General features: G+C 63.4%; 20 protein-coding genes. 14 read left to right on the forward strand and 6 right to left on the reverse strand.

What is annotated here, in order from left to right:
• Window positions 1-19 precede the first annotated feature (19 nt).
• The 3 genes from lptC to IEV38_RS12080 are packed head-to-tail and all read right to left on the reverse strand — an operon-like array spanning window position 20 to window position 2218.
• Window positions 20-619: an LPS export ABC transporter periplasmic protein LptC gene (lptC, locus tag IEV38_RS12070; protein WP_188396444.1), complete on the reverse strand. Its 600-nt coding sequence runs from the start codon at window positions 617-619 to the stop codon at window positions 20-22.
• On the reverse strand, window positions 616-1185 hold the full coding sequence (locus IEV38_RS12075; protein ID WP_371869874.1) for a KdsC family phosphatase: 570 nt from the start codon (window positions 1183-1185) through the stop codon (window positions 616-618). The genes lptC and IEV38_RS12075 overlap by 4 nt, the downstream gene beginning before the upstream one ends.
• A 1-nt stretch (window position 1186) precedes the next feature.
• Window positions 1187-2218, reverse strand: a complete 1032-nt coding sequence (locus tag IEV38_RS12080) for a KpsF/GutQ family sugar-phosphate isomerase (protein WP_188396445.1) — start codon at window positions 2216-2218, stop codon at window positions 1187-1189.
• Between the two features lie 347 nt (window positions 2219-2565).
• Here IEV38_RS12080 and IEV38_RS12085 point away from each other — a divergent pair, with 347 nt between their 5' ends.
• The 4 genes from IEV38_RS12085 to IEV38_RS12100 all read left to right on the forward strand — a co-directional run bounded on the left by IEV38_RS12085 (window position 2566) and on the right by IEV38_RS12100 (window position 7050).
• Entirely contained in the window at window positions 2566-4080 is a 1515-nt protein-coding gene (locus IEV38_RS12085) for a UbiA family prenyltransferase (RefSeq protein ID WP_229729016.1), read from the forward strand.
• Complete coding sequence (locus tag IEV38_RS12090) at window positions 4077-4457, forward strand: SMR family transporter (RefSeq protein WP_229729017.1); 381 nt, start codon at window positions 4077-4079, stop codon at window positions 4455-4457. The genes IEV38_RS12085 and IEV38_RS12090 overlap by 4 nt, the downstream gene beginning before the upstream one ends.
• A gap of 61 nt (window positions 4458-4518) precedes the next feature.
• Window positions 4519-6045: an ArnT family glycosyltransferase gene (locus tag IEV38_RS12095; protein ID WP_188396447.1), complete on the forward strand. Its 1527-nt coding sequence runs from the start codon at window positions 4519-4521 to the stop codon at window positions 6043-6045.
• A gap of 87 nt (window positions 6046-6132) precedes the next feature.
• Entirely contained in the window at window positions 6133-7050 is a 918-nt protein-coding gene (locus tag IEV38_RS12100; RefSeq protein ID WP_188396448.1) for an AEC family transporter, read from the forward strand.
• Window positions 7051-7118: 68 nt separating this feature from the next.
• On the opposite strand, the gene IEV38_RS12105 is transcribed toward IEV38_RS12100, so the two are convergent.
• Window positions 7119-11225: an autotransporter outer membrane beta-barrel domain-containing protein gene (locus IEV38_RS12105; protein ID WP_188396449.1), complete on the reverse strand. Its 4107-nt coding sequence runs from the start codon at window positions 11223-11225 to the stop codon at window positions 7119-7121.
• A gap of 306 nt (window positions 11226-11531) precedes the next feature.
• On the opposite strand from IEV38_RS12105, the gene IEV38_RS12110 reads away from it, so the two are divergent.
• Window positions 11532-12185 carry a response regulator gene (locus IEV38_RS12110; protein WP_188396450.1) on the forward strand — a complete coding sequence of 218 codons (654 nt, stop codon included), beginning with the start codon at window positions 11532-11534 and terminating at the stop codon, window positions 12183-12185.
• 215 nt (window positions 12186-12400) lie between these two features.
• Entirely contained in the window at window positions 12401-14116 is a 1716-nt protein-coding gene (locus IEV38_RS12115; protein WP_188396451.1) for a sensor histidine kinase, read from the forward strand.
• Window positions 14117-14313: 197 nt separating this feature from the next.
• Here IEV38_RS12115 and IEV38_RS12120 read toward each other — a convergent pair whose 3' ends face one another.
• A complete protein-coding gene (locus IEV38_RS12120; RefSeq protein WP_188396452.1) occupies window positions 14314-14592 on the reverse strand; it encodes an acylphosphatase in 279 nt (92 codons plus the stop codon).
• 2 nt (window positions 14593-14594) lie between these two features.
• Window positions 14595-17447 carry an excinuclease ABC subunit UvrA gene (uvrA, locus tag IEV38_RS12125; protein ID WP_188396453.1) on the reverse strand — a complete coding sequence of 951 codons (2853 nt, stop codon included), beginning with the start codon at window positions 17445-17447 and terminating at the stop codon, window positions 14595-14597.
• 212 nt (window positions 17448-17659) lie between these two features.
• Here uvrA and IEV38_RS12130 point away from each other — a divergent pair, with 212 nt between their 5' ends.
• From IEV38_RS12130 to fdxA, 8 genes are all read left to right on the forward strand, one after another.
• The gene (locus tag IEV38_RS12130) at window positions 17660-18853 is read left to right on the forward strand and encodes an MFS transporter (protein ID WP_188396504.1); all 1194 of its coding nucleotides are present in this window, start codon (window positions 17660-17662) and stop codon (window positions 18851-18853) included.
• A 12-nt stretch (window positions 18854-18865) separates the two neighbouring features.
• On the forward strand, window positions 18866-19342 hold the full coding sequence (gene ssb, locus IEV38_RS12135; RefSeq protein ID WP_188396454.1) for a single-stranded DNA-binding protein: 477 nt from the start codon (window positions 18866-18868) through the stop codon (window positions 19340-19342).
• Between the two features lie 227 nt (window positions 19343-19569).
• Window positions 19570-20892, forward strand: coding sequence for an NTP/NDP exchange transporter (locus tag IEV38_RS12140; RefSeq protein WP_229729019.1), 1323 nt, complete (start codon window positions 19570-19572; stop codon window positions 20890-20892).
• A 57-nt stretch (window positions 20893-20949) separates the two neighbouring features.
• Window positions 20950-21717: a GntR family transcriptional regulator gene (locus IEV38_RS12145; protein ID WP_188396456.1), complete on the forward strand. Its 768-nt coding sequence runs from the start codon at window positions 20950-20952 to the stop codon at window positions 21715-21717.
• A 357-nt stretch (window positions 21718-22074) separates the two neighbouring features.
• Window positions 22075-23805 (forward strand): fumarate reductase/succinate dehydrogenase flavoprotein subunit, encoded by a 1731-nt coding sequence (locus IEV38_RS12150; RefSeq protein WP_188396457.1) that lies wholly within the window; start codon window positions 22075-22077, stop codon window positions 23803-23805.
• Window positions 23806-23820: 15 nt separating this feature from the next.
• Window positions 23821-24054, forward strand: a complete 234-nt coding sequence (locus IEV38_RS12155) for a 4Fe-4S dicluster domain-containing protein (RefSeq protein WP_188396458.1) — start codon at window positions 23821-23823, stop codon at window positions 24052-24054.
• Window positions 24055-24063: 9 nt separating this feature from the next.
• Window positions 24064-25011, forward strand: coding sequence for a HEAT repeat domain-containing protein (locus tag IEV38_RS12160; protein ID WP_188396459.1), 948 nt, complete (start codon window positions 24064-24066; stop codon window positions 25009-25011).
• Window positions 25011-25340, forward strand: a complete 330-nt coding sequence (gene fdxA / locus IEV38_RS12165; protein WP_188396460.1) for a ferredoxin FdxA — start codon at window positions 25011-25013, stop codon at window positions 25338-25340. The genes IEV38_RS12160 and fdxA overlap by 1 nt, the downstream gene beginning before the upstream one ends.
• The last annotated feature ends 35 nt before the right edge of the window (window positions 25341-25375 follow it).

Consider the following 25375-nt stretch of genomic DNA (forward strand, 5'->3'; position numbering starts at 1 on the left):
GGCGCCGCCAAGGCGGCGTTCAGTTTTTCCTGACAGCGGGCTGATACATGCCCTTGACGTCGCCGGACAGCGAGAATTCGCCGGTTGCATTGTTGGCCACCATGCCGACACCATTCAGAATGGAGCCGCCGAGCCGCAATTCAACGGCCTTGGGCGTCTTCATGATGTCTTCGTCGGGCAGCAGCAGCAGGTAGGACGTCTTCAACTGGAAATGCTGGGAGGTCGGCGACGGCGGCCGGTCGATGTGCACATCGTCATACATGTGCACCTCGGTATTGTTGTTCTGCACGGTGGCGCGTTTGGATCGGCTCACCATCGGCGGTCGGTCGGTGCCGTAGCTGTGCATGATCGGATTCTGCACCAGATAGGAGTCGTCGGCCGGGTAATGCTGCATTTGCGAGCCGGTCAGGTTGTAGCGCGCCTCGCCATTCTTCCCCATGCGCACGAAATTGAATTTCTCGACATAGAAGTCGGGATCGGTGCGCGCGGTTTCCGGCAGGATGTTGTCGGTCTGGCGCCGCATGACTTCCACCAGCCACAGGCTGCCGAGCGCCAGCGCCGCGGCCAGAACGACCAGCACCACCAGCCGCAGGGTATGGGTCGGACGGAGATTCTTCATGCCAGATACGGCGCCAAAGCCGCCTCATAGGTACCCTGCGCGCGCATGATGAAGTCGCACAGTTCGCGCGCCGCGCCGCGTCCGCCGCCGGCTTCGGTCACGTAGTGCACGCGACTGCGCACTTCCGGGTGGCCGTTCGGCACGCTGGCGGCAAAGCCGACGCGCGAGAGGATGGGCAGATCGATCACGTCGTCGCCGACGAAGCCGCACTCCTCCGGCTGCATGCCCGTTTTGTTCAGCAGGGAGTCGAAGATGGTGCGCTTGTCGTGCGCGCCCTGGAACACGTGCTGTACACCCAGATCGGTGGCGCGGCGCAGCACGATCGGCGACTGGCGCGCGCTGATGATGGCGGTTGCCACGCCCGACTGCTGCAGCAGCTTGATGCCGTGGCCGTCGAGCACGTTGAAGGTCTTCATCGTTTCGCCATCGGTACCGAAATGCAGGCTGCCGTCGGTCAGGATGCCGTCAACATCGAAAATCATCAGGCGCACGCGCGCGGCGCGTGCCACGGCGTCGGCGTTCATGGCGGCGCTGGCGGCGGCAGCGGGCAGGGAGGCGGCGCTCATCTTAGATTACTTTCGCGCGGGTCAGATCATGAATGTGCAGGGCGCCGACCAGACGCTGCTGGCTGTCTGTCACCAGCAACTGGTTGATGCGGAACTGTTCCATCAGTTCGACCGCCTCGACCGCCAATTGCTCGGGCTGCACGCTACGCGGATTGCGGTGCATGACCTCGGAAATCGTCATCTTCGAGAAATCCTGCACGTTCTCGATCAGGCGGCGCAAATCGCCGTCGGTAAAGACGCCAATGGCACGGCCGTCGCCATCGACGATGGCCGTCATGGCCATGCCCTTGCGGCTGATTTCGAGCAGGGCGGCATAGACGGTGGCGTCGACGCCGACCGTCGGTACCGCGTCGCCGGTGCGCATGACGTCGCGGACATGGGTCAGCAGGCGGCGGCCGAGCGCACCGCCCGGGTGCGAGCGCGCGAAATCCTCTTCGCCAAAGCCGCGCGCATCGAGCAGCGCGACCGCCAGCGCGTCGCCGAGTGCCAGCGTGACGGTGGTGCTGGCGGTGGGCGCGAGGTTCAGCGGGCAGGCTTCCTTCTGCACGCCGACGTTAAGGTGCACGTCGGCCAGCTTGGCGAGGCTGGAGGCGTCGTTGCCGGTGATGGCAATCAGTGTGGCGCCCATGCGCTTGATGATGGGCACGATCGCCAGCAGTTCGGCGGCTTCGCCCGAATACGAGATGGCGATCAGCGCATCCTTGGCGGTGATCATGCCGAGGTCGCCGTGCGAGGCTTCGGCCGCGTGCACGAACAGCGCCGGTGTACCGGTCGAGGCCAGCGTGGAAGCGATCTTGCGCGCAATGTGGCCGGACTTGCCGATGCCCGAGACCACTACGCGGCCCTCGCAATGCAGCAGCAGTTCGACGGCACGGACAAAAGGCGCACTGTCGTTGGCAATGCGTTGCTTCAAGGAAATGATTTCTTCGGCCTCGATCTGCAGCGTCGTGTCTGCGTATTGCAGCGCGCGCGCGACGCGCGTGGCATCGAGGCGAGGGGGCGAATCGGAATGGGGTGCTGTGGGAGCGGTCATTCCCAAAGTATAGCTGAATTCGTAAAGCAAAAAACCTGCCAGATATAAACTAAATAGAATGGCGCGGCATAAAAATGACAGCGGCATCTTTGTCCGCGAACGCATTGCGCAAGGATTGCCCGGGTTGACGGTGGCGTCCCTCTGCGCAAAGGTTGACGCTACCGACCCGAAGTCGGAAAATTGCCGGCCGGACCATGGCGGACGCCGACAGTGGCGATTCGCGGCCACGTGGAACGGGTGGGCGAGGACGCCGTTCGTCATGAAAGGCAAGAAGATGGCAGCCGCCGGCGCCATCGGGACGATCCCGGCCCGTCCCCGAACCCCAAACCTTGTTTCCAGGTGGTGATTTGAGCGTTTCCCCCGACAATCTGCCTCATGCCGCGTCTTCGGTGCCTGCGCCGGACGAGGGTGACGCCGTTGCCACGATCCTGCACAAGGACGCGCCGCCGGTCTATGTCGATCTCGACGGCACCCTGACCTACAGCGACCTGCTGTTCGAGTCCTTCCTGCTTCTCATCAAACGCAGCCCTCTTTATCTGTTCGCCTGCGTGTGGTGGCTGCTGCGCGGGCGCGGCTATCTGAAGGCGCAGATCGCCGCGCGCGTGACGCTCGACGTCTCGCTGCTGCCCTACAACCAGGAACTGCTCGACTGGCTGCGCGTGCAGCACGCGGCCGGGCGCCGGCTGGTGCTGGCCAGCGCCTCGGACCGTCGGCTGGTGCAGCAGGTGGCCGATCACGTCGGCATTTTCAATGCCGTGCTCGGCAGCGACGAGGCCACCAACCTCAAATCGAGCGCCAAGCTGCGCGCGATCCAGGCCGATGCCGGCGGCAGCTTCGCCTATGCGGGCAACGGCCGTCCCGACCTGGCGGTATGGGAGCAGGCGTCGGAAGTCATCGTCGTCAATGCGCCGGCCGCCATCGTGCGACGCGCTCGCGCGCTGCGCACGCCGGTCATGGTGATCGAGCCGCGTCCGGTGCCGCTGCTGCTGACCTTCAAGGCGCTGCGCCTGCACCAGTGGTCCAAGAACGTGCTGATCTTCGTGCCGCTGCTGGCGGCGCACGAGCTTGACGGTGCGCGCTGGCTGATCACGCTGCTGGCCTTCGTCGCCTTCGGCATGTGCGCCTCGGCCACCTACGTCATCAACGATCTGTTCGACCTCGCCTCGGACCGCGCGCATCCGCGCAAGCAGCAGCGGCCGTTCGCCTCGGCACGGCTGTCGATTCCATTCGGCGGCGCGCTGATCTGCGTGCTGCTGCCGCTGTCGCTGCTGTTGGCGGCCTGGATATCGCTGCCTTTCCTTGGCCTGATGCTGCTCTACGTGACGGTGACGCTGCTGTACTCGGCGCGCTTAAAGCAATTGGCGATCGTCGATGTGCTGGTGCTCGCCACCTTGTATACACACCGCATCCTGGCCGGCGGCGAGGTCAGCGACGTGGTGATTTCCAACTGGCTGCTGGCGGTGTCGCTGTTCATGTTCCTGAGCCTGGCGCTGGTCAAGCGCTGCGCCGAACTCGAATTCATGAACGAGGATGGCCGCACCTCGGCCGCCGGGCGCGGCTACCGTACCAGTGATCTGTCGTACCTGATCTCGATGGGCATCGCCAGCGGTTTCGTCGCCGTGATGCTGATGGCGCTCTACATCGACCGTCAGGACAGCGGTGAGCTCTATCCGCAGTCCGACATCCTGTGGCTGCTGCTGCCGCTGATGCTGTTCTGGATCATGCGCCTGTGGCTCAAGATCTCGCGCATGGAAATCCACGACGATCCGCTGCTGTTCGCGATCACCGACCGCACCAGCTGGATCGTCGGCTTTCTGGTAGCCTGCGTGGCGCTGGCCGCCTCGTTCGGAGGCTGGCAATGAGCCAGTTCGGCGCGCTCGGCCTGGCCCTGTTCTGCGTCTGCCTGACGGCGCTGGCGCAGGTGCTGCTCAAGATGGGCATGTCGACGCCGGTCATCCAGCAGGCGCTGGCGCAGGGGCTGCGTGCCGTGATCTGGCCGGCGCTCTGCAGTCCGCTGATCTGGGGCGGCATGGCGTGCTTCGGCGCCAGCGCGGGCTTGTGGCTGCTGGTGCTCGGCAAGCTCGAGGTCAGCATGGCTTATCCGCTGATCTCGCTCGGCGTGGTGCTGACCACGCTGGCCGGCATCTTCCTGCTCGGCGAATCGGTCAGCGTATACAAGATCGTGGGCGTGGCGCTGGTGGTGGCCGGTGTGCTGGTGCTGGCGATGAAAGCGCAGTAATAGGGTGTGCAGTAACAAGGTGCGGCAACCGCGCACGCAATAAGAGTTTTCAAGGAATCGAATGAATCTGGATTTGACGCGTTCGCTCTATGCCGACGCAGACCCGGTGCACGCGCGCAAGGTGTTCTTCCGCGTGTTCGTCGTCACCCTGCTGCTCAAGATGTGGCTGGCGGCAGCCTTCCCGATGACGGGCGACGAAGCGTTTTTCTATCAGTGGGGCGTGTTTCCCGACTGGGGTTATTCCGATCACCCGCCGATGGTCGGCTGGCTGCTCTACGTGCTCAACGGCATTTCGCCAAGTCCGTTGTCGATCCGCTTCTTCACCGTGCTGCTGTGGAGCCTGATCGCGCTCGGCATGGTCGATCTGCTCAAGCGCATGGCGCCGTCGCAGGAGGGCGCGGCATGGTGGATGGGCACGCTGTTCCTGCTGCTGCCGTTCACGCTGCTGCTGAACCTGGTGACCACCGATACGCCGCTGATCTTCTTCACGTTCCTGTCGGGCTACAGCTTCGTGCGCGGCACGCTGTCCGGCAAGCGGCTGTGGTTCGCGGCCGCCGGCGTCTTCCTCGGCGGCGCGCTGCTGTCCAAGTACTTCGCCGGCCTGCTGGCGATCGCCTACTTCGTCTATTTGTGCCGTTCGCGCAATGGCTGGATCAACCTGATCATCATCGCACTGTGTTCGGCGCCGCTGTTCGCCATCACCGTCGTCTTCAATGCGCATCATTGCTGGACCAACGTGATGTTCAACCTCATCAACCGCAACGAGGATGCGCAATGGTCGCTGGCCACCGTCGGCCAGTATCTGGCGATGATGGTCTATCTGATCACGCCGTGGGCGCTGATCCGCATCGTGCGTTCCGGCCGCGCGCTGTGGCAGCACGGCGCACTGGTGGTGCTGTTCGTGGTGCCGTTCGCGCTGTTCCTGATCCTTTCGATGGAGAAGTCGATCGGCCTGCACTGGGTGCTCGGCTTCATGCCCTTTGTGTTCCTGTTCCTCGGCATGGTGGCCGGTGCGCGCGACCTGCGCCGCTACGCGATCTGGACCGCGCTCTACACGGTGCCGCCGCTGCTGTTCCTGCTGGCACTGATCCTGCTGCCGACCTCGCTGTGGCAGGGCCATACGCTGCACGACGACATCGTGTTCCATCGCGAGACCGACAGCATCGTGGCGACGTTGCGCAAGGACCTGCCGCAGGACGGCATCGTCATGGGGCGCGCATTCACACCGTCTTCCATCCTCTCGTACCACGCCGGCGAATACTGGCCGACCTTCGGCCAGGGCAAGTTCCATGCGCGCCAGGATGATCTGCTGATCGATTTCCGCGACTATGCGGGCAAGACCATCCGCATCTTCGACCGCCGCGCGATCGATGCCGCCGACCTGACGCCATACTTCTCGACGGTGACCGTGCATCGCTTCGAGATCGACGGCGTGCCGTTCTGGTATGCGGACGGCACCAACTTCAACTACGAGGTCTATCGCGAGCGCATCCTCAAGACGGTGGCCGAGCTCTACTACCGCATTCCGTCAGCGCTGCCGGTCCATGGCTGCGGCTTCCTCGAACGCTACGACCTGCCGCGCCCCTGAGCGTCACGTGCAGCAGCGATATGCAGTAAGCTGACGCGTGCCGGGACGGGCTTCTCCGTTCCGGCATTTTTCATGTAGCGGAACATCATGGAAATCTTCGAACGCATCCTCGGCATCATCCTGCCGGTGCTCATCATCATCGCGCTCGGTTACGGCTATGCGCGTCTGCGCGGCGAGGCCGTCCGCACCGACATGAGCGCCGTCAACCGTGTCAGCATGGACGTGCTGTGCCCGCTGCTGATCTTCACGGCACTGGCGGCCAAGGATTTCGACCTCGTGCACAACGGCGTGCTGATCCTGGCCGGGGCGCTGATCTCGCTCGGCTCGGGTCTGCTGGCATGGCCGGTGGCGCGGCTGTTCGGCTACGACGTGCGCACCTTCGTGCCGCCGATGATGTACAACAACTGCGGCAACATGGGCCTGCCGCTGGCGGTGCTGGCCTTCGGTACTGCCGGCCTCGGTTCGGCGGTGGCGCTGTTCATGGCCTGCAACCTCGTCTATTTCTCGGTCGGCATCAAGATTCTCGAAAGCGGTACGCGCGACACGCCGATCCGCGCTTCGCGCTGGCAGTTCCTGCGCAATCCGATGATGGTCGCCATGCTGTTCGGCACCGCGTTCGCCGCCATCCACGTGCCGTTGCCGCAGCCGCTGTTCTTCGCCATGAAGATGCTGGGCGATGCCTGCATTCCGCTGATGCTGTTCGCGCTCGGCGTGCGCATGGTCGATGTCAGCCTGAAGAGCTGGCACATCGGCCTGGTCGGCGCCGCCGTCTGTCCGCTCGCGGGATTGGCGGTGGCCGGCCTGCTCGATCAGTTGCTGGGCCTGACGCCAGAACAGCGCGGGCAGATGTACCTGTTCGCCGCACTGCCGCCGGCCGTGTTCTGCTTCATGATGGCCGAGCAGTACCGGCAGGAGCCGGACAAGGTGGCATCCATCGTCCTGCTCGGCAATCTGGCATCGGTGGTGTTCGTGCCGCTGGGATTGTGGCTGGGTTTGCCGAAGTGAAGGGGCAGGTGGCAAAAAAAAGCGAACCGATGCGGTTCGCTTTCATATGAATGCCAGTGCCGCCGGTCTTACCAGCTTGCCCGCAAGCCCAGCAGCAACCCCAGATTGGTTTGCCTGGCGTTGAACTCGCCCTGCACGTCGGCGAACAGCGACAGCCGTTCGCCCGGTTTGCCGGCCACGGTCAGTCCGGCAATCAGCGCGTCGCGCGGCAGATCGACACCATAGGTGGTGAAGGCAATGGTCGGTGCGCCTTGCAACTGCGCCGTCATGCCCTTGTTGACGTCGCCGAACTCATGCGCCCAGATCGCGCGCGGTTGCAGGCTGATGCCGTTCTTCAGTTCGAATAGCGCCTTGGCGCCGATCAGTGTCCTGATGGAGGTCGTGCTTTGCGCATCGACTTGCAGATTCAAGGCATCTGCGCCGGTTTCGGTGAAGCCATCGGTCTTGCCGTGCATCAGTGCGAGTCCTGCCAGCGGCTGCAGCTTCCAGCCGTCTTGTCGCACGTCGTAGGAGGCTTCTCCGTAGGCGGCAATCGTCTTGCTGTCGAAACGCGCGCTGGCGTTACGGTCGAGCGTTCCGATCTGGATGCGGCGCTGCATGTTGTTGGCATGGCGCGCTAGTGTCAGATGTCCGGCGATGTTCCATGGCCCGCTGGCATAACTTGCATAGACGGCCACTGCATTGCCCCGCGACTTGCCGGTTTCCTCGAAGGTGGCGCGCACATCCGCATCGCCGTGGCTGAAGGCGGCGCCGATCACCAGATCATCCCGCACTCTGGCATCCACGCCGACGCTGATGCCGGCTTCCTTCAGTCGCGTACTTGCCGCATTGCCGTCGCTATCGGTTTCCTGATGCGTGCCGTATCCGCGCAGCCAGAAGCCGTGTTGCGTGTTCTCGGCCGGGATGCCGCCTGCCAGCGTGAACTTCTCCGTGTCTGCCTGTGCCAGCGTCGGTAATAAGTCGGCAACGCGATCGTTGGCCGCCAGTTGCATGCCGTTGATCGATTGTGCCGATGCCACTGTCCCGACCGCGTTCAGGCGTGCCTGGATCTGGTTGCCAAGACCTGCGGCAAACGACGATCCCGCCCGGCGCAGGGCGACCAGGCCGGCACCGCCGATCCGGTCGTAGGCGGCGGGTGCCTGTGCTGCCGACAGATTGTTGACGGCATTGAGTGCGGCGCCCATGTCGCCGGAAGGATCGAGAGATGCCTGCTGCAAGGCATCGGCCGTTGCCACCTGATTGCGCGTGCTGGCCATGCTCGCGTACGCGATGTCGTTGCGCCTCAGGCGCAGATAGACGTTGTTGGCATCGTAGGAAAGGTCGGGGGTCAGGAAGGCCAGATCGGACGATACGTCTGAAAAACTCGTGCCGTTGAATCCGCCGCCCGCATTCAGAATGGTATAGCGCGTGTTGGTCGCGTAATCGCCGGACGCCGGCAAGGCCATGACGCTGCCGTTGAGCAGCGCCGTGCCAGATACATTGACGCGATCGCTGTTGCCCGCCGCATCGGCTTCGACGCGATAGATTGAACCGGGGGCAAAGGAGAGATTGCCGTCGATGGTGAGGGTGCCGATGGAATTGCCCGGCGCCAGCGTGCCGCCGCTTTCCACATGGACGTTTCCTGTCGTACCGGTGCCGCCCAGCATGCCGCCGTTGAGGATGCGGGTGGCGGAGACGATCGATCCGTTGACCGACAGCGTGCCGGCGGAAACGACGGTGTTGCCGGTGTAACTGTGGGTGCCTGTGAGGACGAGCCTGCCCGTGCCGTTCTGCGCAAGCGAACCGGCACCGCTGATATCGCCTCCGTATGCGAGGTCGTCGCTGCGATTGAAAACCAGCGCGGCGTCGTTGACGATGTTGCCCGTCACGGAACCGGTCGTGCCGCCATCGCCGATCTGCAGCGTGCTGTTGCTGATGATCGTATCGCCGCCATAGGTGTTGGCGCCGGAAAGCGTGAGTACGCCGCTACCGGTTTTGGTCAGGCCGCCAGTGCCGGCGATGCTGCCGGAAAAATTCGTACTGGTGTTGTTGCCGGTGGCAAGTTGTGCGGAACCCAGGATGACGTTGCCGCTGCCGGCGAGCGAAGCGAGGGTCTGGTCGAAATTGTTCAGATCGAGCGTTGCACCGGCATTGACGGTAGCAGAACTGTCGCCGAACACATTCGCGGCACCGGCTTGCAGCGTGCCGCCGCTGACAGTGGTGCTGCCGGAATGGGTATTGGCGCCGGAAAGGGTCAGCGTGCCGCTGCCTTGCTTGTCCAGGCTGCCGGTGCCGGAAATGATGCCGGAGAAGGTCGTGTCGGCATTGTTCCCGACGGTGAGCAGTGCCGCCCCCAGCTTCAGGTTGCCGCTGCCGGCGAGCGAAGCGAGGGTCTGGTTGAAATTGTTCAGATCGAGCGTTGCGCCGGCATTGACGGTAGCAGAACTGTCGTTGTCGAACACATTCGCGGCACCGGCTTGCAGCGTGCCGCCGCTGACGGTGGTGCTGCCGGAATAGGTATTGGCGCCGGAAAGCGTCAGCGTACCGCTGCCTTGTTTGTTCAAGCCGCCAGTGCCGGAAATGATGCCGGAGAAGGTCGTGCTGGCATTGTTCCCGACGGTGAGCAGCGCGGAGCCCAGACTCAGGTTGCCGCTGCCGGCGAGCGAACCGAGCGTCTGGTTGAAGTTATTCAGATCGAGTGTCGCGCCACTCGCGACGGTTGTCGCGCTGCCATCACCGAATGCGTTGGCAGAGCCGGCTCGCAGGATGCCGCTGCTGACGTTGGTATCGCCCGTATAGATGTTGACACCGGAAAGTGTCAGTATGCCTGCGCCCTGCTTGATCAGGTTCCCGCTGCCGCTGAGGACGCCGCTGTATGTCAATGCATTACTGCGATTGAAGACCAGCGAAGCGTCATTGATGATGTTGCCGCTGATTGCGCCGGAGGTGCCGCCGTTGCCGATTTGCAGCGTGCCGCCAGTGATCTGCCATGCTGTAGCCGTGCTGTCGGTGACGATCCAGGTGCTGCTGCCAGCTTTCTGGAAGTTGTTGAATCCTTGGTACTGGAGGCCGATCTGGGAAAGGTCGAAACTGGTATTGGCACTGCCGCCCAATACCAGCGTATCGCCGCCATTGGTCGTGCCGCTGCTGCTGACCACGTTACCATTGAATGTATAGCCGGCTTGCAGTTCCAGCGTGTTGCCGCCGCCGGATAGCGTCATGGCATTGGCGCGCGTCGTGCCGTTGGCAGCAAGTCCGCCGCTGATGCTGCCGCTGTTGACGATGGTATTGCCGCCGCCGCTGACGACGAGGCCGACACCGCCCACTCCGCCGCTTCCCGCGCCGCCGGTGCAAAAAGTGTCGCACGGGCCTGGCTGACCGCCATTGCCGCCCGCGATACTGCCAGCATTGGTCAGTTGAATCTGGCTGCCGGACAACGCGATGCCATTGCCGCCGTTGCCGGCATTGCCGCCCCGACCATTGCCGCCGCCATCTCTGCCGCCATTCCCGCCATTCCCGCCGGTGACACTCCCATTATTCGTGATGGTCGTTGTGCCGGATGCCGTGGAAACGAATTGAACGCCGCCACCGCCACCGCCACCGCTGCCACCGCCGCTGCCGTTATTCCCGACGGCGCCGCTGCCACCGCTGCCGCTGCTGTTGCCGCCGGCGCCGGACGTCGTGTTGTAGCCGCCGCCGCCGCTGGTGCCGCCGACCCCGCCGGCGCCGCCCGTGATGGCAGCATTGACGGTCAACGATGTGCCGGTGGAGTTGGTTTCCACATACAGCGCCGACCCGCCGCCGCCGCCACCGCCGCCGCCGTAACTACCCCATCCTCCAACGCCGCCCGTGCCGCCGGTAATGGTGGCATTGCTGTTCAAGTTGCCGCTGGCGTTTGACAACACGATCCCGAAACCGCCCGCACCGCCGCCGGCACCATCGGCATCCTCCATGCCGCTGCCATCGTAGGCATTGCCGCCATTGGCGCCGCTGACCGGCGACCCGCTCAAGGCGGTGCCGCCGTTGCCGCCGCCATTGCCGCTGCGGGAATCGGAGCCCGCAGTGGGGCCGGAGACGCCGGCATTGCCGCCGATTCCCCCGGCCGCCACGCCGTTGCCGGGCGAGCCGGAAGCGCCGCCGCCGCCATAGGCAATGCCGAGTGTCTGCGCATGCGACGGACTGCCGGCCAGCAGCATGCATGTAAATGCGGCAAGACTGAACAGCGGCTTCACCCCGACGAATCCGCTGTCGAAGGTGGATGGCAACGGTCTGGATTTTGGCGAGCTGCCGCAGAAGGAGATTGGTTGATCTGCCTGATGTCTGGAATTGCGGGTCATGTCTTCCTTCCTGCGGCCGGTCGGCCGATGCGCTGATTGATCGCCGAACTATATTGATTCGACAAGGCATTGTCTGTCCCCTAAACAGAGGACAAGAGCCGGCGCAAAGGGGCAGGGCAATGCCGGTTTCAGCTACACTGCAAGCTCTGCGGGGAGGCGGAAAAAATGATTGCAGTGGCCATGGTGGAAGACGATGTGTTGTTTCGCGATTCCGTCCGGAATGCGTTGGCAGACGCGCCGGACGTCGTCCTTGCCGCCGTTGCCGCCACGCAGGCGGAAGGCATGGCGCTGCTGGAGGCGGCAGTGGCCGATGTGATGATCGTCGATCTCGGTTTGCCTGACGGTTCCGGCATCGATGTGATCCGTGCCGCGCGGCGCCGCTGGCCGGCATGCGAGGTGATCGTGGCGACCGTCTTCGGAGACGAGGACAAGGTGCTGTCCGCCATCGAGGCCGGCGCGTCCGGTTATCTGTTGAAGGATGCGATGCCGGCCTTGCTGGTCGATGAGATCCGCAATGTGCATGCCGGCGGCAGCCCGGTCAGCCCGATGATCGCCCGGCAATTGCTGCGGCGTTTGCGGGCGGCGCCGATGGTCAGCGAGTGCGAAGGGAAGGAGCGTCTGTCTGCGCGCGAGATTCAGGTGCTGGAGCGCATGGCATTGGGCTATACGATGATCGAGACGGCGGCATATCTCGGCATCGCCGCCACGACGGTGCATACCTTCGTTCGGCGCATCTACAAGAAACTCGGCGTCTGCTCCAAGGTGGAGGCGATCGATGCCGGTTATCGCCAGGGTCTGTTGCAGCGGCGCGGACGATGACGATTGCCCGCCTGTGCCTGTTGTTTTGGCTGCTCTGCGCGAGCGGATGTGCTGCGGCAGCCGATGCTGCAACAGTCGACGCTACAGCATCGGATGCAACGCATGCCGAGCATGTCGTTCGCACCGAACGCTTGATCCAGTTCGATAAAACGTCATTGCCGGTTCCAGGAAAAATAGTACCGCCGCTGCCCGACGCAGGATGGCAGCAGGTCGATTTGCCGGACACCGCCATGCAGCGCACGCCGGGAGCGATGGCGGAGCTGCAGACGCAGACAACCTGGTACCGCTTCACGCTTGATCCGCAACTGGCAAAAAACAAGTCCGAGCTGTATTTCTATTTACCGCGCTGGCAAACGGTAGGGCAAGTCGCCTTGTACGGAGACGATCGACTGCTGTGGCGTTCGTCCGGCGATCCGGTATGGAACGGCTTCAACCAGCCGTTGTGGGTAGCGCTGAATGCGCCGGAGCTGACAACGCGGCCGCAAGTCCTCTTGTTGCGGATGGACAGTGTGCACGGAGCCGGCGCCGGTCTCTCGACAGCGTGGATCGGCACGCGATCCGAACTGGGCTGGCGTTACCAGACGCGTACGGCATTGCAGGTCTATCTGCTGCTGGCGACCGGTATCGCCTTTCTCGCGCTGGGTCTTTTCTGTCTCGGTGTCTGGTACAAGCGCCGGCATGAACATCTGTATCTGCTGTGCTTCCTCGCATCGCTGTGCTTTGCGGGGAGGCATCTGCATTACGTGACGCCGCTGAACACCGGCCTGATTTCTGCCGCCTGGTATGGCTGGATGAGCGTGAATGCGGTGAACTGGCTGGCGACCGTCATCCTGATCTTCAATTTTCGCCTGTGTCATCGACGCTATCGCTGGCTCGAACGCTGCATGATTGCCAGCGTCGTGCTGCACAGCGTGGCGACGTTGCCACTGCTGGAAAGCAGCGAGGCCATTGTTTCCCTGTCGCCCTACGTCTACCTGCTGGTACTGCTGTTCGCCATTCCGGCATGCGGGTTTGCGCTGTACGCGGCATGGCGGGAACGCGAGAACGCCGGGCTGCTGCTGGCGTTGATCGCACTGGCAGGCATTCCATTGGGCGTGCACGACCTGATGCTGCACGGTTATCGGATCAGCGTCGAGCATCTGTATCTGCTGCCGCTGGCGCAGATGGGTTTCTTCGTCGTGTTCGCCTGCATCATCCTGCAGCGCTATCTGAACGGCATCGAACACCTGGAGCAAAGCCGTGCATTACTGGCGCAGCGCCTGCAGCAGCGCGAAACCGAACTTGCCGAAAGTTATGCCAGGCTGCGCGAGGTCGAGCAACGCGATCTACTGAGCCGCGAACGCCAGCGGCTGATGCAGGACATGCATGATGGCCTGGGCGGCGCGCTGGTCGGCATGATGCGCATGGTCGATCGCGGCGATGTGCAGTCCGCGCAGCTGAAGACGGCATTGCAGGATTCGATCGACGAATTGCGCCTGACGATCGACTCGCTGGAGCCGGTCGGTTCCGATATCAGCGTATTGCTGGCCGGCTTGCGTTTCCGCCTGCAGCCGCGGCTGGACGCCGCCGGCATACGACTGCGCTGGCAGCCGGAAGCCCTGCCGCCGCTGCCATGGCTGACGCCGGGGCATGCGATGCACCTGATTCGCATCGTGCAGGAAGCGGTGACCAATATCGTCAAGCATGCCGGCGCCAGCGAGATCGTTTTTGCGACCGATGCCGATGCGATGCATGCGCGCATCTGCATCAGCGACAACGGCGACGGATTTTCCGGAGCGGCGCGCGAGGACGGCGGCAAGGGGTTGCACAACATGCGTTATCGGGCGGACCGGTTGGGCGCCACATTGCGCTGGCAGGAAGCTGCCGATGGCGGATGTGTGCGGGGGACGCGATTCACGGTGGAGTTGCCGCTGGCACGTGCCGGATCGTAAAGAACCTTGTACTCGCCGACTGGCAGAAATGGCAGACTGAAAAAAGAAGAAACCTAGAAAAGCCAGTGCACCGCCAGCACCCAGTCGGGAACGATGCGCAGCGCACAGGCATGGCGCTGGCGCAGAAAATAAAAAAGCGAACATCGTTCGCTTTCCTGTCCTGTATGACTCATTCCGGCAGTCGTATTGTGGGCCGCTTATTTGGTGGGACGAATCGCAAAGCTGTCGGCGCCGATCTGCCTGTCGTCCGATTCCCTGACGTCGACATGATCGACGTGTGCCATCGCCGGACCGTGATGCGCCCATGCGATCAGTTGCTGCACCGAGGCATCGTTGCCGCGAATCATGGCTTCCACCGAACCATCGCGGCGATTGCGGACCCAGCCCGAGAGGCCGAGTGCGCGTGCCTGCGCATCGAAGCCGGCGCGATAGCCGACGCCTTGCACGATGCCGTGGATGCGCAGGTGTTTCGCCATCGTCACTTCTTCTTCAGCAGCGGCACCAGGTACTTGCCGGTGAAGCTGTCCGGGTTCTTCGCCAGGTCTTCCGGCGTGCCGCTGCCGATGATCTGGCCGCCGCCTGCACCGCCTTCGGGACCGAGGTCGATCAGCCAGTCGGCCGTCTTGATGACGTCGAGGTTGTGCTCGATGATGACCACCGTGTTGCCCTGGTCGCGCAGGCGATGGATGACCTTGAGCAGCAGGGCGATGTCGTGGAAGTGCAGGCCGGTGGTCGGCTCGTCGAGGATGTAGAGCGTGCGGCCGGTGTCGCGCTTGGACAATTCCAGCGACAGTTTCACGCGCTGCGCCTCGCCGCCCGACAGCGTGGTCGCGCTCTGGCCGAGGCGGATGTAGCCGAGGCCGACGTCGAGCAGGGTCTGCAGCTTGCGCGCGATGACCGGCACCGGCTTGAAGAATTCGTGCGCTTCCTCCACCGTCATCTCGAGAATCTCGGTGATGTTCTTGCCCTTGTATTCGACTTCCAGCGTTTCGCGGTTGTAGCGCTTGCCGTGGCAGACGTCGCACGGCACATAGACGTCCGGCAGGAAGTGCATCTCGACCTTGATCACGCCGTCGCCCTGGCAGGCTTCGCAGCGGCCACCCTTGACGTTGAACGAGAAGCGGCCGGCCGAATAGCCGCGCTCCTTGGCCTGCGGCACGGTGGCGAACAGTTCGCGGATCGGTGTGAAGAGGCCGGTATAGGTCGCCGGGTTCGAGCGCGGCGTGCGGCCGATCGGCGCCTGATCCACCGAGATCACCTTGTCGAAGTGCTCGAGGCCGGAAATCGATTCGTGCGCGGCCGGCTCGGCCTGCGAGCCGTACAGGTGGCGCGAGGCGGCCAGGTATAGCGTGTCGTTGACCAATGTCGATTTGCCGGAGCCGGACACGCCGGTCACGCAGGTCAGCAGGCCGACCGGCAGTTCCAGCGTGACGTTCTTGAGGTTGTTGCCGGTGGCGCCGGTAATGACGAACTGCTTCTTCGGATTGGGCGGCGTGCGTTTCTTCGGTACCTCGATCGCGAGCGTGCCGTTCAGGTACTGCGCGGTCAGCGACTTCTTGTTCTTGAGGATGTCCTTCAGCGTGCCTTCGGCAATCACCTCGCCGCCGTGCACGCCGGCGCCGATGCCCATATCGACTACGTAGTCGGCGCAGCGGATCGCGTCCTCGTCGTGTTCGACCACCAGCACGCTGTTGCCGATGTCGCGCAGGTGCTGCAGCGTGGCGATCAGACGGTCGTTGTCGCGCTGGTGCAGGCCGATCGACGGTTCGTCGAGCACGTACATGACGCCGGTCAGGCCCGAGCCGATCTGCGACGCCAGGCGGATGCGCTGCGCCTCGCCGCCGGACAAGGTGTCGGCGCTGCGCTCGAGCGACAGGTAATCGAGACCGACGTTGTTGAGGAAGGTCAGGCGCGAGACGATTTCCTTGATGATGCGGTCGGCGATCTCTTTCTTGGCGCCGGTCAGCTTGAGGTTCTGGAAGAAGGACAGCGTGTCGCGCAGCGGCGTGGCAGCCACTTCGTAGATCGCGCGCTGCTGGCGGCCGCTGCCGACCTTCACGTTGCGCGCTTCCACGCGCAGGCGCGCGCCGGCGCAGCTCGGGCATTCCTTCTCGTTGATGAACTTGGCGAGTTCTTCCTTGACCGCCATCGAATCGGTTTCGCGATAGCGGCGCTGCAGGTTGTTGACCACGCCTTCGAACTCGTGCTCGCGCACCACGGCGCGGCCGCGCTCGTTGATGTAGCTGAACGGCAGCTTCTGCTTGCCGGAGCCGAACAGCACCACGTCCTGCGCCTTCTGCGGCAGCTTCTCGAACGGCGTGTCGATGTCGAACTCGTAGAAATCGGCCAGCGCCGTCAGCATCTGGAAGTAGAACTGGTTGCGGCGGTCCCAGCCCTTGACCGCGCCGCTGGCCAGCGACAGGTTGGGGAAGGCGACGATGCGCTTGGGGTCGAAGAATTCGATGTGGCCGAGGCCGTCGCATTCGGGGCAGGCGCCCATCGGGTTGTTGAACGAGAACAGGCGCGGCTCGAGTTCCTGCAGCGCGTAGCCGCAGACCGGGCAGGCGAACTTGTTGGAGAACAGGTGTTCCGCACCGCTGTCCATCTCGACCGCCAGTGCGCGGCCTTCGGCCAGGCGCAGTGCGGTCTCGAAGCTTTCGGCCAGGCGCTGCTTGATGTCGGCCTTGACCTTGACGCGGTCGATGACGACGTCGATCGTGTGCTTCTCGGCCTTCTTCAGCTTGGGCAGCGCATCGACGTCATAGATGTGCGCATTGCCGGTGCCGCTCTGCACGCGGAAGCGCACGAAGCCCTGCGCCTGCATCTGCTCGAACAGGTCGAGATGCTCGCCCTTGCGGTTCGCCACCACGGGCGCCAGGATCATCAGCCTGGTGTCTTCCGGCATCGCCAGCACGGCGTCCACCATCTGCGATACCGATTGCGCGGCGAGCGGCTTTTCCGGATGGTCGGGGCAGTAGGGCGTGCCGACGCGCGCGTACAGCAGGCGCAGGTAGTCGTGGATCTCGGTCACGGTGCCGACCGTCGAGCGCGGATTGTGCGAGGTCGCCTTCTGCTCGATCGAGATCGCCGGCGACAGGCCTTCGATCAGGTCGACATCGGGTTTTTCCATCAGCTGCAGGAACTGGCGCGCATAGGCCGACAGCGATTCGACGTAGCGGCGCTGGCCTTCCGCGTACAGCGTGTCGAAGGCGAGCGACGACTTGCCGGAGCCGGACAGACCGGTGATCACGATCAGCTTGTTGCGGGGAAGGTCCAGATTGATGTTCTTGAGGTTGTGCGTGCGCGCACCCCGGATACGAATTTCTTCCATTCACTCTTTCAGTCAGGCTGGTTCGGCCGCCACGCGATTTTTGTGAAGCCGCGCGGGAGGTTTAAACGGGTCAACCTGATACTATAGCTGGTTTTGAAGGCACCCGTAAAAGCCTGTCCAGGTGTGCTTTTGGCTTGTCTGAGCGTCATTGTTACTGCAGCAAGTATCCAATCCGGTCTGCCTTGATGACATCCTCTTCCTCCACTACCGGCATGACTGCCGGCGAACGGCGCGCCAGCATCTCGCTGGCTGGCATCTTCGCCTTGCGCATGCTCGGCCTGTTCCTGATCCTGCCGGTCTTCGCGGTCCATGCGAAAAGCATGCCGGGCGGCGACAGCGCGATGCTGGTCGGCCTCGCGCTCGGCGTCTATGGCCTGACGCAGGCGTGCGGCCAGATTCCGTTCGGCATCGCGTCCGACCGCTACGGCCGCAAGCGCGTGATCGTGATCGGGCTGCTGCTGTTCGCACTCGGTTCCTTCATGGCGGCGACGGCGACCAGCCTGGTCTGGGTCATCGTCGGCCGCGCGGTGCAGGGCGCCGGCGCGATCTCGGCCGCCGTCACCGCGCTGATCGCCGACAGCACGCGCGAGGAGCAGCGCACCAAGGCGATGGCGATGATCGGCGCCTCCATCGGCATCTCGTTCGCCGCCTCGCTGGTGCTGTCGCCGCTGTTGTATCAGGCGATCGGCATGGGCGGTATCTTCGGCCTGACCGGCGTGCTGGCGCTGCTGGCGATCGTGGTCGTGCTGCGCGTGGTGCCGCCCGCGCCGGCGCTGCCCCGTGGCCGCGTCTCTATCCGCACGGTGCTGGCCGACCGCGAACTGCTGCGCCTGAACTACGGCGTGTTCGTGCTGCATCTGGTGCAGATGGCGATGTTCGTGGTGATGCCCGCCACCCTGATCCGCATCATGCATCTGCCGCTGGCCGAACACTGGAAGATTTACCTGCCGGTCATGGTGTTCTCGTTCGTGCTGATGCTGCCGCCGCTGCTGACTGGAGAAAAGCGCGGGCGCGCCAAGCAGGTCTTCCTCGGTGCCATCGCGCTGTTGTTGCTGGTGCAGCTCGGCATGTGGCGCCTGCTGTCGCAGCCGCAGCCCGGATGGTGGGCGCCGCTGGTGCTGCTGTTGCTGTTCTTCGTCGCCTTCAATATCCTGGAAGCCAGCCAGCCGTCACTGGTATCGCGTCTGGCGCCGCCGGCAGGCAAGGGCGCGGCGCTCGGCGTCTATAACACGCTGCAGTCGCTGGGCCTGTTCTGCGGCGGCGCACTCGGCGGCATACTGGTGCAATTCGCGGGGCCGGCTGCCGTATTCCTGCTTGGCGCCGTGCTCTGCATCGGCTGGCTTATAATTGCTGCCAACATGAAAAACCTGCCGCGGCGCGGCGCCGTCAGTCCCGCCGCCGTCTAATCGGAGAAATCAATGGCATCTGTCAACAAAGTCATCATCGTCGGCAACCTCGGCCGCGATCCTGAAACGCGCTACATGCCCAATGGCGATGCCGTCACCAACATCGCCGTCGCCACGTCCGAATCGTGGAAGGACAAGAACACCGGCGAGAAGAAGGAACTCACCGAGTGGCACCGCATCACCTTTTACCGCAAGCTGGCCGAAATCGCCGGCCAGTACCTGCGCAAGGGTTCCTCGGTCTATGTCGAAGGCCGCCTGCAGACGCGCAAGTGGACAGACAAGGATGGCGTCGAGCGCTACACGACCGAAATCATCGCCGACACCATGCAGATGCTCGGCGGCCGTTCCGCCGGCGGCAGCGCCGGCATGGATGACGACTACGGCAGCAGCGCCCCGGCCCCGCGCCAGAGCGCCGCACCGGCCAGCCGTCCGGCACCGCGCCAGCCGGCATCGAACTTCAACGACATGGATGACGATATCCCGTTCTGACGTTCTTGCTGCACGCAAACTTGCGGCTCTGTTGCACACCTGAATGAAAAGCCCTCCCGTCACACGGAGGGCTTTTCATTTGGTGCAATCGTTCGTTGCAAAGCCCGCATGCACGGCGCGGCATTCTGTGTGAGGATGGCCGAATCCGTCCGGTGCGGTTGTTGCGCCGGTATCCGACGACTAGCATGCCTGTCCCGTCAGGCATGCATGTTTTGCGAAGGATGGGCTTGAACGATTCCGGCATCCAGACGAGCAAGCGCACTGCCTGGTGGCAGGCATACATCACGCGCCTGCTCGATGTGCGGCCGGGCGAGGGTAGGCTGCTGGCGTGGGGCGGACTGTGCATCTTCAGCCTGATGACGGCGTATTACGTACTGCGGCCGGTGCGCGACATGCTGGGCGTGGCCGGCGGTGTCGAGAACCTGCCGTGGCTGTTCACCGGCACGCTGCTGGCGATGCTGGCGGTCACGCCGGCGTATGCCGCGCTGGTGCGGGCGCTGCCGCGGCGGCGCTTCATTCCGCTGGTCTATCTGTTCTTCATTTCCAACCTGGTGCTGTTTGCGTTCCTGTTCGCGCTGGCGTCCGCGCCGCAGCAGGTCTGGATCGGCCGTGGTTTCTTCATCTGGCTGTCGGTCTTCAACCTGTTCGTGGTCTCGGTGTTCTGGGCGCTGATGGCCGATCTGTTCGAACCGGTGCGGGCCAAGCGCCTGTTTGGCGGGCTGGCAGCCGCGGCCAGCGTCGGTGCGATTGCCGGTTCTGGCGTGACCGCGACCATGGCGCGCGCCTTGCCTCTGCCGGCGCTGATGCTGTGCGCGGCCCTGCTGCTGGCGCTGGCGATCCTGTGCGTGGCGCGCACGCTGGCAGCGGCCGGCGCGCTGCATGGCCGGTCCGCGCAGGCGGCGCGGGATGCGGAGGAACAGGCGATCGGCGGCGGCATCCTGGCCGGCATCACGCACACGTTGCGCTCGCCCTATCTGGCGAACATCTGCTTCTACATGCTCGCCTATTCGATCACCTCGACGTTCCTCTACTTCCAGCAGGCGACGATCGCGCGCGATGCGTTTGCCGACAATGCCGAACGCACGGCCTTCTTTGCCGCCGTCGATCTGACGGTCAATACGCTGACGCTGCTGGTGCAGCTGTTCCTGACCGGCCGCCTGCTGCGCGTGTTCGGCGTGACGGTGGCGGCCGCTTTTCTGCCGGCGCTGACCTTGCTCGGATTCGGCGTCTTCGCGGCGTTTCCGGTCCTGGCGGTGCTGGTGGCATTCCAGGTGTTGCGGCGCGTCGGCAACTTCGGCCTGTCGCGGCCGACGCGCGAATTGCTGTTCACGGTGCTGCCGCGCGAGGACAAGTACAAGGCCAAGAACGTCATCGATACCGTCGTCTATCGTTTGGGCGATCAGCTCGGCAGCTGGTCGTATGCGCTGCTGGGCGCGCTCGGTTTCGGCATGGTCGGCGTGTCGCTGATCGCGCTGCCGCTGGCGTTCGCGTGGATGCTCAACGGCGTGTGGCTGGGACGCAGGCAGCAGGCGATGCAGATGCGGCGATGACGGAACAAGGCTTCCGTTTGGCCTGCGATCTACTCACCTTGCCGGCCTGACTCTATAATGAGTCGCATCCCCGCGTGCTTCAATCCGAAAATCATCATGCCGCTGCCACCGTCTTCCACCGTCCCGCTGTATGCCCAGATCAAGGAGGCATTGCGGGCCAAGATCATCGATGGCACTTATGTCGCCCATCAGAAACTGCCTTCCGAGAGCGAGATGATCAATGCCTTCGGCGTCAGCCGCATCACGGTGCGCCAGGCCATGAACGATCTGCAGAAGGAAGGTTTTCTGTTCAAGGTGCATGGCAAGGGGACCTTCGTCGCCCGGCCCAGCGTGTCGCAGGAACTCACGCATCTGCAGGGCTTTGGCGAGGCCGTGCGCTATCTGGGGCACGAGACGTTTTCGGAAGTCCTGGGTTTGCGCACGATGGCGGGCAGCGCGCTGGTGTGCGGCAAGCTCGGCCTGCGCGAGGGTGACACGGTGACCGAAATCCGCCGCCTGCGCTACCTGGATCGGGAGCCGATCTCCATCGATCACTCATGGGTGCGGCACGATATCGGTTCGCGTCTGACCGAAAAGAACCTGCGCGACAAGGATCTGTTCTCATTGCTGGAAAACGAACTGGGGCAGCGCCTGCATTCGGCCGATGTGGAGATCGATGCGACCGCTGCCGACGAGGAAATTGGCCGTCGCCTGAAAGTCCAGGCCGGCTCGCCCATCCTGCGCATCGAACGGCTGACCTATGCCAGCGAGGATCGTCCGCTGGTATTCGAGTACATCCATTACCGCGCCGAGAGCTTCAAGTACAAGCTGAAGGTGCTGCGCTGATAAAAATGAGAATCATCCTCAATTTAGGAAAGATGCGTGACGTTGGCATCATCTTGCGCGATTTTGGATCGTTCGGTCTCACTGAATCGGGTCCCTTTTCTGGTCGCGATCCCCACAATGATCCATTCCTTTCCCTCTCCATCCGCAGTTCTCCCGCATATGGCCCGTAAACCGGGCCGCCAAGCCTGAAAATCCGCTGGCATACGTTTTGCTCAACTGGTTATGACGAGTCATGACGAGATTGTGCGGACGTTGTGATTCGACACGAATATTTCATCGCTGACCGTTTGCTCGTCTTTGTTGTGGCGAGGCAATGCAGGACAGCGTGGCGTCGCATCACTCACTGGAAAGGCAGATATGAACACCATCGAACTGGAATACGACCTGGTGATCGTCGGGGGCGGAACCGGCGGCCCCATGGCGGCCGTCAAGGCCAAGGAAAAGAATCCAAAGCTGCGCGTGCTGGTGCTGGAAAAGGCCAACGTCAAGCGCAGCGGCGCCATCTCCATGGGCATGGACGGCCTGAACAATGCGGTGATCCCCGGCCATGCGACGCCCGAGCAATATACGAAGGAAATCACGGTCGCCAATGACGGCATCGTTGACCAGAAGGGCGTGTTTGCATACGCCAGCAACAGCTTCGCGATGATCGAGGAGCTCGACCGCTGGGGGGTGAAGTTCGAGAAGGACGAGACCGGCGACTATGCCGTGCGCAAGGTGCACCATCTGGGCAGCTATGTGTTGCCGATGCCGGAAGGACACCATATGAAAAAGGTCCTTTATCGCCAGCTGAAGCGCCAGCGTGTGGAGATCACCAACCGCGTGGTGGCCACGCGCCTGATCACCGGCAGCAACGGCGAGATCGCCGGCGTCATGGGCTTCGATTGCCGTACCGCGGATTTCTACGTGATCAAGGCCAAGTCGGTGGTGCTGTGCACGGGCGCGGCCGGTCGTCTCGGCCTGCCGGCATCGGGCTACATGTTCGGCACCTACGAGAACCCGACCAATACCGGTGACGGCCATGCGATGGCCTTCCACGCCGGCGCCGAACTGACGAACCTCGAGTGCTTCCAGGTCAATCCGCTGATCAAGGACTACAACGGTCCCGCCTGTGCCTACGTGACCGGCCCGTTTGGCGGCTTCACGGCCAACTCGCAGGGCGCGCGTTTCATCGAATGCGATTACTGGAGCGGCCAGATGATGCTCGAGTTCTACAACGAGCTCGAAGGCGGCCGTGGTCCCGTTTTCCTCAAGCTCGATCACCTGGCCGAGGAAACGATTGCCGAGATCGAGCACATCCTGCACACCAACGAGCGGCCGAGCCGCGGCCGCTTCCACGAACGGCGCGGCAACGATTATCGCCAGAAGGCGATCGAGATGCACATCTCGGAGATCGGCTTTTGCAGCGGCCACAGCGCATCCGGCATCTGGACCAACGAAAAGGGCGAGTGCTCGATTCCCGGCCTGTATGCGGCAGGTGACTGCGCGAGCATCCCGCACAACTACATGCTGGGCGCCTTCGTCTATGGCAAGTTCTGCGGCGAGAACGCGGCCGACTACGTGTCGGGCATGAGCGAGCCGGTCATCAACACCGACATGGTGGAAGCCGAGCGCAAGCGCATCATGGCGCCGCTGTCGCGCAGCGAGGGACTGACGCCGTTCCAGGTCGAGTACAAGACCCGCCGCATCGTCAACGACTATCTGCAGCCGCCCAAGATCACGCGCAAGATGGAAATCGCCCTCGAGCGCTTCGGCGAAATCCGCGAAGACCTCAACGACATGGTCGCCGAGAACCCGCACGAACTCATGCGCGCGATGGAAGCCCACACCATCCGCGACTGCGCCGAACTGGCCGCGCGCTCCTCGCTGTTCCGCAAGGAAAGCCGCTGGGGCCTCTATCACCTGTGTGTCGATCATCCGGAAAAGGATGACGAAAACTGGTTCTGCCATACCAACGTCAAGAGCGACGGCAACGGCAGGATGGCGTTCCGCAAGCGCGAGATCGAACCCTACATCGTCGAACTCAACGACGACGAGAAGGCCGCCTATCAACGTCTGCGTGTCGCCGGCGGCAAGCAGGCCAACTAAAGGAAGGAAATCATCATGACCATTGCAACGACGAGAACACAGGCGCCGGTCGTCGTCGACCAATCCAAATGCATCGCGGAGAAGGGCTGCACCGTCTGCGTCGATGTGTGCCCGCTGGACGTGCTGGCGATCGACATGGTGTCGAACAAGGCCTTCATGAAGTTCGACGAATGCTGGTACTGCATGCCGTGCGAACAGGACTGCCCGACCGGTGCGGTGCAGGTCAACATCCCTTATCTGCTGCGCTAGGAGCCGGCCATGATCGCCATGAGCATTCACGACAGACTCAAGAGCCCGGACGCGGCGGTACGCCGCATCGCCGTGATCGATCTTCCCTATACCGAGGAGGAAGACGACATCGTGCCGTTGATGATCGCGGCCTTGTCCGATCCTGACGCCGCCGTGCGACTGGAAGCGGCAAAGGCCATCGAAGGATACGAAGAACCCGAAGTGCTGGAAGCGCTGGTGCCCCTGCTGAAGGACAGCGACGAGGAAGTGCGCAGGGCCGCCGCGCTGACGCTGGCAGAGCTGAAGGAAGCCGCATCGGCGTCGTATCTGCTGCCGTATCTGGGCGACAGCGATTCCCAGGTGAAGATCCATGCGCTGCATGCGATCAAGGCGCTGCGCTCGGAAGCCGCGTTCGAGCCTGCGATGGCGGCTATCGGCGATGCGCATGCCGGCGTGCGCCGGGAGGCGATCGGCGTCCTCGGCTATCTGAAGAAGCCGGAGGCAATCGGCGTACTGACCAATGCGGCGGCCAACGATGCCGATCCCGAGGTACGCCGCATCGCCATCGGCGCGCTCGGCTATTCCTCCGAAGTCAGCATCCAGCCGACCTTGAGCCGCGTGCTGTCCGATCCGGTCTGGCAAGTACGCGAAGAGGCTGCCACCACCATCGGCAAGCTCGGTCTGTCGCGCGGCATTCCCGATCTGGTCAAGGTGATGGACGACGAATTCTGGCAGGTGCGGGTCAAGGCGGCACGCAGCCTGGGCAAGCTGAAGGCCAGGCCCGCGGTGCCGGCCTTGTGCGATGCACTGGTGCATCCGATCAGCAATCTGCGCAAGGAGGCGGTGATTGCGCTCGGCGAGATCGGCGACGAACGCGCGATGCCGCATCTCGAGCATGCGCTGACCGACGCCGATTCCGACGTGCGCAAGCTGTCCAAGCTTGCCATGGCGAGCATCCGCCTGAATGGAGGTGCGTGATGACACACGTCGTTGGCGAAGCCTGCATCGGCTGCAAATACACGGACTGCGTGGCCCTGTGCCCGGTGGAATGCTTTCACGAAGGACCGAACTTCCTGGTGATCAACCCCGATGTCTGCATCGACTGCGGCGTTTGTGTGGCGGAGTGCCCGGTGGAGGCGATCTTTGACGAAAAGGATCTGCCGGAGGCGCAGCGCGAATACGTGGAATTGAACCTGCGGCTGGCGCAAAGCTGGCCGCTGATCACCGGTTCCAAGGAGCCCATGCCGGAAGCCGACGCATGGGCGGAAAAGAGCAGCAAGCGGGAGTATCTGGTGGAGATGGTTTGAAAGCGCCGCTTAGTGCGTCTGTAGTTCTCTCGTTG

This window comes from Oxalicibacterium flavum (assembly GCF_014635065.1).
Taxonomy (GTDB): Bacteria; Pseudomonadota; Gammaproteobacteria; order Burkholderiales; family Burkholderiaceae_D; genus Oxalicibacterium; species Oxalicibacterium flavum.